Source organism: Paratissierella segnis (assembly GCF_014385195.1).
Taxonomy (GTDB): domain Bacteria; phylum Bacillota; class Clostridia; order Tissierellales; family Tissierellaceae; genus Paratissierella; species Paratissierella segnis.
This window is the reverse complement of record NZ_JACRTG010000012.1, coordinates 89,574-105,459: the sequence shown is the minus strand read 5'-3', so window position 1 is coordinate 105,459 and position 15,886 is coordinate 89,574. Positions and strand designations below refer to the sequence as shown.

Here is a 15,886-nt window from a genome sequence, read left to right as displayed (position 1 = left end):
TATTGATACAATTTTTTGCATGAGGACTTCATCCTTTCTGGGAGGTATTTGTTTTCGGTAAAAACATTGTACCATACAGAGGTTGGAGTCCTCAATTTTCATTTAAGTTTACAAAACGATTAAATTAAATGGGAGGGTAAAACATGACTAACGATAATAATACAAAAGAAATAGCTGAAGAAAATATACTGACAAAAGCAATTCCAATAAGTGACAGACAACATTGGTTTGGCCCAGCATTAGTTTTTGCAGGCTTAGAATTTAGTATACCTGTTCTAATGGTCGGTGGTTCGTTAATTGGTACTTTTGGTTTTAAAGGTATGCTACCTGTAGTTTTATTTACTTTTCTTGTAATTACATGGATCGGAAATTCTATATGCTGTTATATGGGTGCAAAAACTGGATTATCATCATCGGTGATAGCAAGACAAAGTTTCGGGGATCAGCAGGCAAAAGTTATTGTTGCAATGGTCATTGGAGTATTAAGTATGGGTTGGTGGGCAATTACTACAGCTACATCAGGAAATGCATTATGTGTCATACTAGGGATTGACTATGTAACAAATAGAGTTGGATGGGTAATAGTAACGACAATAGTAGGTTTAATATTTGCTATTCCATCTATATTCGGATTTAATGCTATGAAATGGACAGATTATTTTGCAGTACCTGGAGGATTACTATTATGTTTAGTTGGTGTTTACCTAGCACTCAAAAATATGGGATGGAATTCAATAAAGAACTTACAAGGTGATAATAGTATGACTTTTGCTGCAGGTGTGACTATGGTTTTGGGATTAAACGTATCTCAATTGGTATTATCGGCAGATTATTCAAGGCATGGTAAACCTAAGATATTAGATAATATATTGATGCCACTGGGAATTATAGTTATCGGTGTTCCATTGATCATCATAGGTGGAATTATGGGTGCGGGTTCAGGGACAGCAGATATAGTTATGGTAATGGAGAATTTAGGATTTCCAATATGGGGATTTTTAGTTCTATGGCTAGCATCATGGAGTAGTCAATTAATTAATAATTATTCTATGGGTTTAGCATTTTCAAACATACTAAACGTGAAAACTGATGAAGGAAGAATTAAGGTTACATTAATTGGTACCCTGTTATCAATAATTTTAACATTGCTAGGAATATTGGAACATTTTCAAGATTTTTTAAATATTGCCTCTCTTTGCTACCCAGCAATAGCTGGAGTAATGTTTTGCGACTTCTTCGTTAGAGGGCATAAAAAATGGAAAGATAAAAAAGGTTGGAATTTTATCGCTACAATAGCATTTATAGTAGGGATATTGGTAGGATATATCACCGCATATAAAAAACCAATAGGTATTCCACCAATACAATCATTATTGGTAGCTGCATTAGTATATTACCTAGGTATGAAGTTTCAAAAGAGTAAAGCACCAAATCAGTTTACAGAGGGCTTTTAATTGGTACAATATTAGGCTATATTATGAACTTCAAATATTAATGTTAATCATATAATATAATAGATAGAAGATTATCAATGATATCAGGATGCTAGCGAATTCATTACAGTATTTTAATGGTTCATTATTTATTTAATAAAAATAATAGTACAAAATTAAAAAACCCTATATGGACTTATATCCTTATAAGTTCTTATAAATTACTATTTAAGATATTGAATATTATAAAATTATAATTTCAAAATAATTACAATTATAAGGTGATACAATGGAAGAAAATAGATTAATTGAAATATTCAAAGAAATATCGAGTATACCTAGAAGTTCAGGTGATGAGAAAAAGATAAGCGACTATGTTGTATCTTTTGCAGATAGACTTTGCCTTGAAAATCATCAAGACAATTACAATAATGTAATCGTATATAAACCTGCAACAGATAAATCCTCACAGAGAAAACCAATAGTACTCCAAAGTCATTTAGACATGGTTTGTGTAAAAAGACCTGGTACTACACATGATTTCACAGTAGATCCTATTAATATCATAGAAGAAAACGGTTGGCTATTTGGAAATGGTACTACTTTAGGAGCAGACAATGGTATAGGCGCTTCCATGATGTTAAATATAATGGAAGACAAAAGCATCAAGCATCCTCCTTTAGAACTATGTTTCACAACAGATGAGGAAAGAGGACTTAAAGGTGTATCAAATATAGATTTAACTGGATTAAAAGGAGATACATTACTTAACTTAGATGGGGAGGAAGAGGGAACATTCTTTGTTTCCTGTGCAGGTGGCATTCGGGTAATGCTAAGTTTTACTCCTAGTTTTAGATCAGTAGACTCTAATGGTATGAAAACAATAAAAATTAGTTTAGTAGAATGTAATGGAGGCCACTCAGGGCTTGAAATAAAAAAGCAATTTGCAAATCCAATTCAATTGCTGGCACGAATCTTAAAACAACTGGATTTTGAGAATGATGTATTGCTTCATAGTTTCATTGGTGGAGATAAAGAAAATAGTATTCCCACAGGGGCAAATGCTATCATATCTTATCCAGAAAATAAGGATATTATAATAACAAATATTATAGATAAACTTCAAGAAACCATAAGTCTAGAGTATCCAAATGAACCAAATATTCATATTAAATATGATGACATTAGTGAACAACTAGATGCACTTACTAATGAACAGAAAAATAATTTCATCAACTTGCTTCTATTAATTCCAAATGGCGCTTTGAGATTTAATCTAGATACAGGAGATGTTTCATTATCTTCAAATATAGGAATTATAGAGTTTAACAAAGACGAAGTCAAAACTACTCTACTACTTAGAAGCAATGAAGACTCTACTAAAGCTGTTTTACTTGAAAATATTAAAATCTTAGCAGAAAAATTTGAATTTGATTATTTAACTAGGGGAGATTATCCTGCTTGGGAATACATGACAAAATCAGAGCTTAGAAATAAAATTACTCAATTATATCGTGAAAAATTTGGAAAAGAACCTAAATTAGAATCCATCCATGCTGGTTTAGAATGTGCCTATTTTGCAAAAAAAAGACCCGATTGGGATATGATCTCAATGGGCTGTAATATCAAAAATGCTCATACAACTAGAGAGCAAATGGAAATAGAATCTGCAAATAGAATATACAAGTTTATATTGGAATTTTTGGAAAAAGAATGTTAACTGAAAAAATGGACAAAAGGTTAAAAATTTACCTCTTGTCCATTTTCTGTCGTGTGATTGTTAAAAATTTCTACACTATTTGCTTATTGTAATTGGTCTACAGTTTCATCCTGAAATGTTGAGTGGTGACATATGTCATAATTTCTTTAAAATTAAATTAGCAGAAAGTTCAAAGAAATAATAAATTTTGATATTACTACTTAAAGAGCTAAGGAGGGAAACAAATGGACCAGGATTAAACCTTTTAGGATTTTCTATTTTAGTAAGTCCTTATCCAGAGAGTTAGATTTCGCTATTTCCTAACAGCCTCTCTATTCTCCCATTATCCTCTGTCAACTGTCTTTACGGTAATAGTATTACTTGCCCTGGGAGGATTAGATGTGGGTTCTTGAGACTATTGAATTCAGCTAATTTCTCCCAAGTAGTATCAAATGATCTTGCTATTTTCCAAAGCACGTCTCCTGCTTTTACTACGTATTTTCTAACTTCCGGCTGAGGTACCGGAGCTGGTGCCGGAACAGGTGCCGGTTTTGGTTCTTCAACTGGATTTTCTGCAGGTTTTTCTTCTACAGGGACATCCCCCAGACCATGCTCAAGCAGAACTTCCTTAGGTATCATTCCTTTTTTAATCATATCATCAGCATTTAAAGCCTTGACATTTATAGTCCTTCCATCTTCTGATTTAGGTATTTCTATATTTCCTGCCTTGACCTCAGCTATAATATAATCCCTTAATGGGTGATCTAGATCAGCTCCTATGACTTCCCAGTTATTATCTACCTCCGGTTCAATTGTACCATTTTCCTTTATAAAATCCGCAATATAACTTCTTAAAGATTTAGGGTCAGAATTAAAATATGGTTCTTCACTTATTATTCCCATACTTGTTAATCCGCCATATCTATAATTGTTGATAGCTAATTTTAGTTTGTCAGTATCCTTTACCAGTTCGCCCTTAAACTTAAGATCTACTATTCTTTCACCTATAGGCTTGGAAATATCTACCTTATAATCTACACCTTGAAACATATCATAATTATAAACTCTAATATCCGGATTAAAGCTTATATTTATATCCCCTTTGGTAAATGTATTATAATAGTTAGCAGACCATTCCATATAGTCTTTCAATTCCTTACCTGTTACTTCTACGCCCACCAATGTATTTGGATATTTATATATTTCAAATATATTTGCATAGTTTACATCGCCTTTTCTTAAGTTAGACCCCGATGAAAACAGCGCGGCACCTGAAACATCTGCTCCTGTAGCTTTAAGCTGTACATTGTTTATTAAATCTATCAAAGCTGTATCCTTTAGTTGAGCCTCAGGTATACCCGGTATTTCAGAAGGCGGTGCAAAATCTTCCGAGACTTTTCCGATTGTTTCTTCAAGGAACTCAAGGGTTTTCTCGTGATATTCTTTAGCATATTCCTTCAATTCATCGGATGCTTCGTAACCAGTCACATCAATTACTTCTACTTCACTATTTACTATTTCAAAAGAATCTTCTTTCTTTGCCAATTCAAGATTAAATACAACTACTTGTCTTCCGGCATCTCTTGCTGCTCCGATTAAAGTATTTCCAATCTTGTGATTTTCAGTTACATGGTGATGACCGGAAAGAATTACAGCAACTTCCGGGAATTTTTCCGCCAATTCCTTAGCACTATCCCCCATTCCTTCATATTCTTCCTCAAAACCTATATGAGATGCTACTACAATAATGTCCGCTCCCTCTTTTTTCATTTCTTTGATATTTTTTTCCATTATATCTGCCGGCTTATCAAATGAAACCATACCATTTACTTTCGGTCCGTCCCATCTTGGAATGTTTGGATTTGTAATTCCCAATATTCCGACTTTTATTCCTGCTACTTCTTTGATTACATAGGGTTTTACAAGGTAAGATCCATCTTTGTCATAAGTCGCATTGGCTGCAAGTATTGGAAACTCTGCTTCCTTTTCTATTTTTTGTATCATCTCGATTCCAAAGTTAAACTCATGATTTCCTAAGGTCATTGAATCATATCCCATAAAATTCATCACATCAATAACAGGATGTTTTAACTCCAGATTGAAATTGTACAAGTCATCAGATAAGATAGTACCCTGAATGCTGTCTCCATTATCAATCAGCAAAGTATTTGGGTTTTCTTCTCTGATTTTTTGTATTACAGAATAAACCTTTGCCATGCCAATATCATCTACCTCTTTTCCGTCTTCATACGACCAATTGTAAATGTTTGCATGAAGATCAGTGGTTCCTATGATGGTAAGTTTTATGTTTTCTTCTGCAGAGGAACTAGTAGGAACAATGATTATGCCTAAAACCAAGAAGAACGAAAGTATTACGCTTAAAACTCTTTTGTTTTTTGAAACCATTATTTCTCCTCCTTTTAATATTATTGGATTAATAAAAGCCATCCCCGTATATATTACTCCTATAGTATATATTCTTTATAAACTGTTAAAATCCTTCTTTTTTTTGAATTTTTAATAAAAAAGGATTCTTCACTTGCGTTCAGAATGACACCTACGGTGTAAAGACAGAGATTCTTCGTTAGTTAGGTTAATCCTGTCCGTCTCAGAATGATATCCTGCAGTGATTTACTGCTTGCTTAGTTCGAGCTATGCTGTCAACTTTTGTAAGGGAAAAATAATTGACAAGGGTCAAAATATATGCTAAACTTCATTAGTAAATCTTTATTGTGAGCAATCTGTAGAAAGAGGTGTTGACCTATGAAAAGAATCCTCGTACTTATTATAACATTATCGATTGGAATATTTACCGTGGGATGCAGTTCCAAATTGTCCGTAGAATCTTTAGATATCCCCATAAAGGATAATATGGAATTAAAAGAGACATATAATAAAAAAATCGAAAAAACTAAAATGGAGATTTCTACCTATGAAATAAAAAATGAAAATTTAGATACATTTCTTGAAGGATATGAAAAGGATTTAGAAAAAGATGGATGGACCACAAGAACCAATATGAAGCCTAATGGCATAGTATCCGAAAAAGACGATAATTCTGTAACATTTATCGTATATGAAGATTCAGAAAAATTGTTACTTGATATAATACCAACTCCAAAGGCAGATACATAAGCCCTTGGAGTTTTTTTAATTATCTTTTAGTTATGGATTGAACATGATCATTTATATCCAATAGATATATGATATCTGAGTCTATTAGGTTATGAAGCTCTTCAAAAGCGGTATCTGCATATAATGTATAGTATTTATTACCATCCAATGAAAATACCGGCCTCCTCCTGTTGGCTTCCCGAACTTGATAAGTATCCCCATCAATTTGCGCAAAATAAAAACCTTGATTTTCTATTATATCTTCAAATATGCCATGATTTTCAGCATCAATTCTTGCTATGGCATGGTTTTTATTATAGATATGAATTACATCTCCGGGATAGATATCATCTATATCCAAGGATAGAAACCCGCTATCATGAGAATATCCGATTACCGAAGACAAAGATATTGTAGCATCTCTCCCATCCTTTTTGTCATCATAGATATATACCTCATTCCTACTAGGTCTTACATTGTTTACAGGAGCAATATCGTCAAAAGTATAGGAATCAATAAAATACACCTTGGAACCCTTGACGGTAACCCTAGCAAATTCGGCAAGAAATGCTGCATCACCATATTCATCATAGTCTCCCAGATCATAGACAAAATCATCATAATCATAGCTTTTGTCATTATGGATTACCCCTTGGAGTTTGTCCTGATAAACATCATAATATTTACCATTTGCACCCATATATACATCATATTCACTTGCCAAAATCGGACCTTCTATATATGAATAACTTTTGTCCAGTTCAATCTCTGTAGCCATGTTGTTCCGATCTATATGGATATCCACCACAACTCCAAGAATTCCCCCTGTATCAGCCAAACCCTTTGGTATGTTCACCTTTATTTTTTCCCCCATCTTATATCTGGGATAAGCATTGGAATCATTCAAATCCTCAAACAATACAATATTCACTTCATCATCATTTAACTTGGATGTACGGCTATTGTCAACAACTATACCCTTATATATTTCCACATCCTTATTCATGCCTTTTATAATCGTGTTGTAAACAAGTTCAAAGACCATTCCCCTTGTTGCATTTGCAGAAAAATCAGGTATGAACATTCCTTCCGTAATACCCATTTGCTCAGCCTTTACTCTATAAGGTATAAACCAATAAGGGCCGCCGAATCCGACAGTATCTACCTTCTCACCTCGTGCCATTACAAGCATCTTGATAACTTCTGCATATGAGATATTGTTACCGGGTCTAAAGGTCTTATCTTGATAGCCATTTACCAAAGAATTGATAACCGCTACATTGACATAGCCATTTGCCCAATTATCCTTCATATCAATGAACATGCTCTTTAACCCTTCGAAATTAGGTACTCGATCTCCGAGCCCGCTGGCTTCAACGATCAATTTTGTAGCTTCTGCTCTGGTAATACCGTCATATAGTCTCAGCCCTCGATTGTCACCCTGAACGATACCTCTTTCTATAAGCCAATCAATCTTCGGATTTCCTGAAAAGGCATATGTAAATCCGCTATTTCCCAACAAGATAAGAACAATCATGAATAAAGATACAAATCTTTTATTCATCTAATCTCCCCCTAAATAAAAAAACATCTAATTATGACCAAAAGCATTAAACTTTTGGTCATAATTTACATTTCTATTGTGTGATTGTTACAGTTCCGTCATCTAATATATCTACTGTGGCTATCAATACCTTTTCTGCAAAGTTAACAGGCACATAGGTCTTAGAATCTTTCAATACAGGTGCAGTACCTAGTTCGATATACATTCTGGCAAAATTATATCTATCCTCACCTATGGTAACCATTGACCATTGATTTCCCCTTGTTATTTCAACCGCTTTTTTGTCTTGATACCACTTCAATTCATAGCCCAAACCTTCAGTCACTTGTCTTAGTGGAATCATCAATACTCCTTCATCATTTTTATATACTTCATCTTTTAATACAACCTTCGTTGACTCAGGAAGTTTTTCCCTTTCAGGCATTAAGATTATTTTTTCAGGTGACGTCTGTCCGGGATAACTTTCCAATACTATATTATAAAAAGCTATCCAGTCTCTATCGACTAAATCCTTTTTATCCACCTTGTTTCCATCTTTATCTATTATGATGGTTTTTTCACCGGGTCTAACATACAAAGATCCTTCTTTGTTTAAAAAATCCTTGTTGAAATTAGACACTATAACGCTATTTTTGTCTCCAGCTTCATTTACTACAACTACATCAGGTGTTAGCATTGGCGGTAAACTCATAGTCATAATAGTATTTTTATGATAATAAACGGATATTTCCATACCTTCCTTCAAATCATCTTTTTCTACGAAATCCATGGTTTTATCGTTCAACAATATTACATCATCGCCAATATATGCATATAGGGAGTTTAAACCTTCCTTTAACCCATTTTCAGCTAATATCCTAAAATTACCATCAATATTTTCAATCTGACTAATTTTCCCTTTAAATCCTATATATTCCGGCTGCACTTCTTGAGCTTCCAATGGTGCTGATATTGGAGTTTGAACCGGATTATCAACCTTTGCTTCCTCACCCTTAACAACCATAGGGCTTATGGTCAATATAGCAGCCAATGAAATAACCATTCCTTTTTTCATCTAATGTACCTCCTTTAAAATTATATATATATTATACCCATAATTTTAGCGGAAGTTGTTACATTCAAGTTACAATTCACGAGATATTCCCCTTAGTTCGTCCATGGCAGCCAACGCAACTGTATATATTAAATCTGCTACCCTTTCAAAGTGTGTGACTATATCCAAGTAAACAACTCCTGATTCAATAGTACATTCACCACTTTCTAATCTTTCTATATGATTATCGGAAAATCTCTTTGTAAGATCATCCATTATACTCTCTGACTCTACTACAAATTTTAGCGTTTCGAAGTTTTCAGTGTCTAAAAGTTCAATAGTCTTTTCCATCATTCTCATTGTTAAATCGTATAATTCCTTTATTTCACTCACGGCTATTTCAGAAAACGTGATATTCTTCTCTATTTTTATTCCTATAGCCTCTCCAATGTCAGTTGTATGATCAGCCATTCTTTCTAAATTGTTTATTGAATCTATCATTGAATGTAGTGTAATGGATTCACTTTTGGATAAAGGTCTTTTTGATAATTCTACCATATACATGGTAATATCCTGTTGAAGTTGATTGATAATGTCTTCGTTAACTACAATCTCCTCCAATTTTTTATCGTCCTTATTTATCAAAGCTTCCCAAGCGCTATTGAGCATAGTCTTAGCAATATCCGCTCCCCTTTTCAATTCAGCTAAAGATGCCTTAAACGCTGCAGCCGGAGTATCCAATAACAATCCGTCCAAATAAATTGCATGCCCCTCTTCATCTGAATCCCTAGGTCTTATAATGGTCTCTAGAAATTTAACATAATATTTTGTAATTGGCAAAAATGCTATAGCTGAAAATAGATTAAAAATTGTATGTGAATTAGCTATCTGCGCTTCTAATCCACCATTCGGTTGTATGGTATTTGTGATAAGTTCTACTGCCTTTATAAAAAATGGAAATATAATTGCAACCAATACGACACCGAAGATATTGTATAGAGTATGAGCCCAAGCAGTTCTCCTTGCGTTGATATTGCCTGTTAAACTAGCAAGCTGAGCGGTAAAACAAGTACCTATATTGTCTCCCAGCATAATATATACAGCTGAACTTAAATCCAAAAGTCCGGCTTGACCCAATACCATAACAAATCCCACTGTGGCAGCGCTGCTATGTACTAATGCTGTAACTACTATGCCTAATAATACAGCAATGAAAGGATTCCTTGCATAGTTTTCAAAGAAGAATCTTAATGTACTATTTTCTTTCATAATCGGCACTGAAGAGTTTAAAATACTCAATCCTAAAAACATAAGCCCAAAGCCCATAATAGCTTGACCAATATGTTTAATAGTCTTTTTCTTTGCAAATATTGATATGCCAAATCCAATTCCTAGAACGGGGAGAGCAACCTCAGTAAGGTTGAAGCTGAAGCTTAATGCCATAAGTTGCGCAGTAATGGTAGTACCTATATTGGCACCATATATAATTCCAAGAGCTTGTGGCAATGCGATAAGCCCTGCATTTACAAATCCAACGGTAAGCACCGTAATAGCTGTACTGCTTTGCACCAATGCTGTCAGAAAAACTCCGACCAAAAATGAACTTACAACATTGCCTGTGAGAATTGAAAGCATTTTTTTCATCAAATTACCCGATGCATTCTCCAAGCCTTCGCCCATCATGTCAACACCATACATAAGCAAAGCTGTACCGCCAATTAAATTGAATATCAACTGTTTCATATATTTGCCTCCTCCTGACAAGGAAACCAAATCCTTGTCCATATCGTTTATTAATTAACTATATTCTACCATAGTTTTTATTGTATCTCCATGTAATTTAAAAAAAGTAATTTCAGAAAAAGAATTGGACAGGAGGAAAACCTTTCCCCTTGCCCAACTTACTCTACCCAGTGATTCATTTGAAAATAATCCGTATATATGCCGTAAACTCCGTTTTTATTCAACTCTTCAAAGGTATACAAATCATTGACCGTATGTACATAAGAAAGTACACCCGATTCCTTGAGCCTCATTGGAAGATAAGTATAACCTCTTTCAACAGGCATTGTTATAGCAAATAATTCGTTATTCTTTGCAAATCCAACAATTTCATCATCTGTATAATTACTCTTATATAATGTCAATATTATATTCTCATACCCCAGCTCTTTAGCCTTTAAATATTCGTCAAAAGAATATACTTGCGGAATCAATTGATTTTTTATATGTCCATAGTTAAGACCTATATATTGCAGAAAATCCAAATTTCGAGTCTTTACATCAGTCACAATATTTACATCGCTTTTATCTTCAAGCCATTTTACAAGATTTTCTATATCCAATAGCGTTAAATTCTGTAATACAGGAGTGTTATTAAATTCTGCTTTAGTAAATACTCTGGGCTCTGTCATAAATAATCTTGATGCCATTCCTGACCAGTCATGGATAAGTACGATCTGATTATCTTGTGTCCAATCAAAATCTAATTCGATAAATCTAAACCCGTTATTGTAGCTATTTTCAAGAGCCTCTAAGGAGTTGGTATATTTATATCCGTATATATGTCCCCCTGCATGAGCGATTAATGGTTGATGCGGTAATTCTGAAGATGCCAATGCAGTTGACTCAAAAATCATTATGCACATTAGAAAAATTATTATTAATAATCCATTTACTTTGCTAGATCTGCTTCTCAATTTAAAAGTCCCTCCTAATAAGTATTTACTATAATAATAACATAAAATCGGAGAAGAAGTAAGGGGTCTAATCTTTTTAATGGTTAGGATTTCGTTTCACTATCATAGCCGCTTTTGTAATCTCCGTTATAACATCCACTTCAACCTGCATTTTGAATAAATTTACTTTAGAATACAGCTCTCCTCTCTCTGTAACCACATATTTTGAAGGTAAATTGTTCAATGAAATAGCTATGATGTCCATTTTACATCTTTCGCATCTGCATATATCCATGTCCTTCAATACATCATCAATAACGCTGAAAACGATCTCTTCCATGTAATTTTTTAATATAATCCCGGTCATTTTATTATCCCCCAATTAAAATATATTTTTACCCTTAAGTCAATACTTTTATGTTTGTTTTACACTTTACAGCTATATTATAGCAATAAAGGATATTTATTGAAAGACAAATTACAACCAATTCACAATTCACAGTTCATAATGCACAATTCACAATTGAAAGAAAAGTGAAGAGCTAAGAACTAAGAGTGAAGAGTTGTTGGGGTCGAGATTTAGGGCCTTTAACAGAGATTCTTCACTTCGTTCCAGAATGACTCCTGCAGTGATTATACGGCATTTATATACCCGAATTTACTGCTGATGTCATCCTGAGTTTAGCAGTATAAGCACTGCTTTCGAAGGATCTCCGGTTTTGAGGGCGAGCTTTGGGGATAGAGATACAGTTGACAGTTGATAGAGGACAGTTCACAATGTTATACAACCTTTCTAAAGATCGGGATACGTTGTATCAACCAAATTATTATATGTGATAGTATGAATACAACAATCCCTATCAAGGGTATGCCTATTACATGATTAAACATCAGCGGATAAATGTTTATACCTATATATCCCGACTTTAAAATATCTATTATAAGCGGATGAACAAGATATATACCAAAGCTCGTTTTATTGATGCTTTGGACTGCTCTTTGCAAGAATCCTCCGGCTGGAATTATCTTTTCCCATTTGATGTATTTAAATAAAACAAAAACTCCTATAGCCGTAAATATTACATTAGGAGCAAGGTAAGAATAAAAATTGTCCCTAAAAACTCCATTACTCTTACTCATTAAATAATATGTACCGAAAATTGTACTCATAAGCCCTATAAAGCCCAAAATATATAGTATTATTCTATTTTTAGGCTTCATATCTTCCCTGTCCAAAAAATAGCCTAAAACATAAAACCCTAAACTCCAATGAAAAAGCTGCAAATAAATACCCGAATTAAGTCCGCTAAGCCTTCCAATAAATTCAAAAATCCCATTTGCTATAAACCAAATGAATAGAAAATATTTAGTTCCGGATTTATTGTAATCCTGTATGAAGGGTTTAATTATAGGTGTAAATAAATATAATCCGATCAACATATATAAATACCAAAAATGAGTAACTATACTTCCTTCATATATTCTTGTTAAAATACCGGTAATCAGTGTAATATCCAGACTCAAATTAGATCTGCCTACCCAAATAAAGTACAATATACTCCAAAAGATTAAAGGAATTAAGATTTTTGTAAGCCTTTTTCCCAAGAATTCGCCTATATCATTATACTTTTTACTCCCTAAGATCAACTTACCGCTTATCATAATCAATACCGGCACACACCATCTGCTTAAAGAATCAAAAATATTTCCTGACCACCACCATTGTATACCGTTACTATCTAAAGTAGTTAAAAATGGTGCTGAAACATGAAGCACAACTACGCCAAATATGGACAATATGCGTAATATATCCAAGTATAGGATTCTTTCTATATTATTTTTTTGAATGATAAACACCTCCCTTATAATCCATTCTATTATTTATTATTCCCTAATTCAATTCACAATTCACAATTCACAGTTCACAATTCACAATTCACAGTTCACAATTCACAATTCACAATTGAAAGAAAAGTGAAGAGCTAAGAACTAAGAGTGAAGAGTTGTTGGGGTCGAGATTTAGGGCCTTTAACAGAGATTCTTCACTTCGTTCCAGAATGACTCCTGCAGTGATTATACGGCATTTATATACCCGAATTTACTGCTGATGTCATCCTGAGCCGGGCAGGATTAACCTAACTATCGAAGGATCTCCGGTTTTAAGATAGTGAAGAGTGAAGAGCAGAAAACTAACAGAGATTCTTCACTACGTTCAGAATGACACAGCAGTGATTATACTGTCATATTGAGGTCAAGCTTTAGGGTCTTAAACATGGATTCTTCACTTTCGTTCAGAATGACATCCTGCAGTGATTTAGGTATGTAAAAACGCCTAACTTTTTTAAAGTTAGGCGTTTAAACTAAAAGTCTATATCTACGCTTAGTTTACCTTTGCTATTTACTGAGAATGTAACTACTTCCTCATCGGTATAGTCATCTTCAATATATCCTGAAATCTCCATATCTTCAAATTCATCTGTGATATCATCAACTATATCTTCTACGAAAGATTCGATATACTTATCATCTAAATCATAAAATTTTTCATCATCAAAATAAATTTTTACTGTAATACTGCTCTTCTTTTCAGTTAAATTGATATCAAAGTCTATCTTCTTGTAAGTGCCATAGTCCTTATTAAGTTGTTTCTGCAACTCTTTAATAGTCATGGAAGAAGATTCTTCCTTCTTATCCAATTTTGATTCAAGATCTTTTATCTTGCTTTCAAGCTGAGATATTTGTAATTGATAGTTGTAAATTTGATTATACAATTCAGTAGAGCTTGAACCCGGTTTGTCATTTATACCTACTGTATAAGTTGATTGATCCCAAGTCACATCTTTCTCAAGTAATTCTGATATAGCTCTCAAAGGAACATATGTTGTTCCATCAACTATAAATGGTTGAGTTGATATTGATACTTGCGATCCGTTCCTAAAAACTCTTATATTGTTGTAGTAAGCCTTAAGATTCTTAGCCGTTGGTGCTGCTAAACTTATTGAAGTTATGGAAATGACAAATATCATTACAGCCACAACAACTGACATTTTCTTATAATTCTTTTTCATATTATTACCTCCTATTTGTTATAACTTTATATTATAATTAAAGGTAGTGATTGTCAAAGGATTATAGAAAATGTAACTAAATTGTAATTATCTTGTAATCTTCCATCTAATGCTACATTCCTTTACCAAACCCTATACTATTTTCATAATCAAGCAATGCCATATTATATGCATGGATTTGAGCGGACAGTTCTTTTTTAGCATTCATCAAATTGAGATTTGCCTGTATCACTTCCGTTGCTGTACTTTGTCCTAAATCGAAGCTCAATTCTGCTATCTCAAGTGTCTTTTGAGCTTGTTCTATTGTTTTTTCATAAGTCTTAATTTGTTTTTCAGCAGTAAGAAGGTTTAAGTATGAGCTTCTAACCATCATTTCTACTCCATTTCTTGCGGTTTCCAAGCTTTCCTCTGCCTTAGCGACCTCGGCTTGTTGTTCTTTGTATCTGTAGGTATTTTCAGGATATCTCCCGCTGATACCTTTTAAAGTCATCTTGGCCAATTCATAATTCTCTTGTGACATCTTTATCATTGCGCTGTTCTCTAATCCCTTTTTAACAGATGCTTCCAAATCTATTTCCTCATGTTCTTTATATTTGATTGTATCAGTTAGCTTGATGTCACTATCAAAGGGCATATCTAAAGTATTTTGAAAGCTCATTACCTGCAAATCTCTATACATTTTCGTTGATTCATACATATTTTGAGCCTTAAGTACTCCCATTTCAAGCCCTAAAAGCTCTTGATTGGAAATAGTTCCTAAGTCATATTTCACTTTGCCTTGATTGTATTGCTTCTCGGATAATTTAAGATTCTCTACTACAATCTCCAACTCCTTCTCCATTTGAAGCAAATCATAATATGCCTTTTCAACATTGTACTTAATTTCATTCCTTTTCATTTCTAGATTCCATTTTGCAATATCATATGGAAGCTCAACGGATTTTCTTAAAGCTCCGCTATTGATCATTCCTTGATTTAAAGCGGCATCGGTAATAGCCTCATTGAAAATAGGATCTCTAGTCGGATAATCGTCAACATTTTTCTCTCCGCTTTTTACAGCCCTAATATCATCATTGTACTTTACCTTTGCCTTTTCAAGTTCTGCTTCCTTTATTGCTATATCCTTGCTGTTTTCGAGGGCATAGTTTATTGCCGCATCTAAACTCAATGAAACGGTATCTCCCTTTGCTGCATAAGTATAATTAGGCATCAATATCGATGCAAATACAGAGAATGCTATTACATAAATAATCAATTTTTTCTTCATAATTTTTCCTCCTTAAAAAAACTTCACAAT

Annotated in this window: 12 protein-coding genes; 3 read left to right on the top strand and 9 right to left on the bottom strand. The window is 33.6% G+C overall.

The features are described 5' to 3' along the window. Nucleotides 1–143 precede the first annotated feature (143 nt). Complete coding sequence (locus tag H8707_RS04840; protein ID WP_262429009.1) at nucleotides 144–1,454, top strand: purine-cytosine permease family protein; 1,311 nt, start codon at nucleotides 144–146, stop codon at nucleotides 1,452–1,454. 268 nt (nucleotides 1,455–1,722) lie between these two features. Beyond that, entirely contained in the window at nucleotides 1,723–3,153 is a 1,431-nt protein-coding gene (pepD, locus tag H8707_RS04835; protein WP_262429008.1) for a beta-Ala-His dipeptidase, read from the top strand. Between the two features lie 342 nt (nucleotides 3,154–3,495). Here pepD and H8707_RS04830 read toward each other — a convergent pair whose 3' ends face one another. Then, nucleotides 3,496–5,538 (bottom strand): 5'-nucleotidase C-terminal domain-containing protein, encoded by a 2,043-nt coding sequence (locus tag H8707_RS04830; RefSeq protein ID WP_262429007.1) that lies wholly within the window; start codon nucleotides 5,536–5,538, stop codon nucleotides 3,496–3,498. 357 nt (nucleotides 5,539–5,895) lie between these two features. Between H8707_RS04830 and H8707_RS04825 the strand changes: the two genes are divergently transcribed. Continuing rightward, the gene (locus H8707_RS04825; protein ID WP_262429006.1) at nucleotides 5,896–6,267 is read left to right on the top strand and encodes a hypothetical protein; all 372 of its coding nucleotides are present in this window, start codon (nucleotides 5,896–5,898) and stop codon (nucleotides 6,265–6,267) included. Between the two features lie 19 nt (nucleotides 6,268–6,286). Here the strand turns inward: H8707_RS04825 and H8707_RS04820 are convergent, their stop codons facing one another. The 8 genes from H8707_RS04820 to H8707_RS04785 all read right to left on the bottom strand — a co-directional run bounded on the left by H8707_RS04820 (nucleotide 6,287) and on the right by H8707_RS04785 (nucleotide 15,856). Then, nucleotides 6,287–7,810 (bottom strand): S-layer homology domain-containing protein, encoded by a 1,524-nt coding sequence (locus H8707_RS04820; protein ID WP_262429005.1) that lies wholly within the window; start codon nucleotides 7,808–7,810, stop codon nucleotides 6,287–6,289. 73 nt (nucleotides 7,811–7,883) lie between these two features. Then, nucleotides 7,884–8,864, bottom strand: coding sequence for a copper amine oxidase N-terminal domain-containing protein (locus H8707_RS04815; RefSeq protein ID WP_262429004.1), 981 nt, complete (start codon nucleotides 8,862–8,864; stop codon nucleotides 7,884–7,886). 69 nt (nucleotides 8,865–8,933) lie between these two features. Beyond that, the gene (locus H8707_RS04810) at nucleotides 8,934–10,586 is read right to left on the bottom strand and encodes a Na/Pi cotransporter family protein (RefSeq protein WP_262429003.1); all 1,653 of its coding nucleotides are present in this window, start codon (nucleotides 10,584–10,586) and stop codon (nucleotides 8,934–8,936) included. 158 nt (nucleotides 10,587–10,744) lie between these two features. Further along, complete coding sequence (locus H8707_RS04805) at nucleotides 10,745–11,542, bottom strand: glycerophosphodiester phosphodiesterase family protein (protein ID WP_262429002.1); 798 nt, start codon at nucleotides 11,540–11,542, stop codon at nucleotides 10,745–10,747. A 76-nt stretch (nucleotides 11,543–11,618) separates the two neighbouring features. Then, nucleotides 11,619–11,888 (bottom strand): late competence development ComFB family protein, encoded by a 270-nt coding sequence (locus tag H8707_RS04800; protein ID WP_262429001.1) that lies wholly within the window; start codon nucleotides 11,886–11,888, stop codon nucleotides 11,619–11,621. Between the two features lie 413 nt (nucleotides 11,889–12,301). Further along, entirely contained in the window at nucleotides 12,302–13,378 is a 1,077-nt protein-coding gene (locus H8707_RS04795; RefSeq protein ID WP_262429000.1) for an acyltransferase, read from the bottom strand. Between the two features lie 503 nt (nucleotides 13,379–13,881). Beyond that, the gene (locus H8707_RS04790) at nucleotides 13,882–14,589 is read right to left on the bottom strand and encodes a copper amine oxidase N-terminal domain-containing protein (RefSeq protein WP_262428999.1); all 708 of its coding nucleotides are present in this window, start codon (nucleotides 14,587–14,589) and stop codon (nucleotides 13,882–13,884) included. Nucleotides 14,590–14,701: 112 nt separating this feature from the next. Continuing rightward, a complete protein-coding gene (locus H8707_RS04785) occupies nucleotides 14,702–15,856 on the bottom strand; it encodes a TolC family protein (RefSeq protein ID WP_262428998.1) in 1,155 nt (384 codons plus the stop codon). Nucleotides 15,857–15,886: the final 30 nt, after the last annotated feature.

Bases quoted from the DNA above. Each gene is read 5' to 3' on its own strand.
- H8707_RS04840 (WP_262429009.1), top strand. From the start codon at position 144: ATGACTAACGATAATAATACAAAAGAAATAGCTGAAGAAAATATACTG.
- pepD (WP_262429008.1), top strand. From the start codon at position 1,723: ATGGAAGAAAATAGATTAATTGAAATATTCAAAGAAATATCGAGTATA.
- H8707_RS04830 (WP_262429007.1), bottom strand. From the start codon at position 5,538: ATGGTTTCAAAAAACAAAAGAGTTTTAAGCGTAATACTTTCGTTCTTC.
- H8707_RS04825 (WP_262429006.1), top strand. From the start codon at position 5,896: ATGAAAAGAATCCTCGTACTTATTATAACATTATCGATTGGAATATTT.
- H8707_RS04820 (WP_262429005.1), bottom strand. From the start codon at position 7,810: ATGAATAAAAGATTTGTATCTTTATTCATGATTGTTCTTATCTTGTTG.
- H8707_RS04815 (WP_262429004.1), bottom strand. From the start codon at position 8,864: ATGAAAAAAGGAATGGTTATTTCATTGGCTGCTATATTGACCATAAGC.
- H8707_RS04810 (WP_262429003.1), bottom strand. From the start codon at position 10,586: ATGAAACAGTTGATATTCAATTTAATTGGCGGTACAGCTTTGCTTATG.
- H8707_RS04800 (WP_262429001.1), bottom strand. From the start codon at position 11,888: ATGACCGGGATTATATTAAAAAATTACATGGAAGAGATCGTTTTCAGC.
- H8707_RS04790 (WP_262428999.1), bottom strand. From the start codon at position 14,589: ATGAAAAAGAATTATAAGAAAATGTCAGTTGTTGTGGCTGTAATGATA.
- H8707_RS04785 (WP_262428998.1), bottom strand. From the start codon at position 15,856: ATGAAGAAAAAATTGATTATTTATGTAATAGCATTCTCTGTATTTGCA.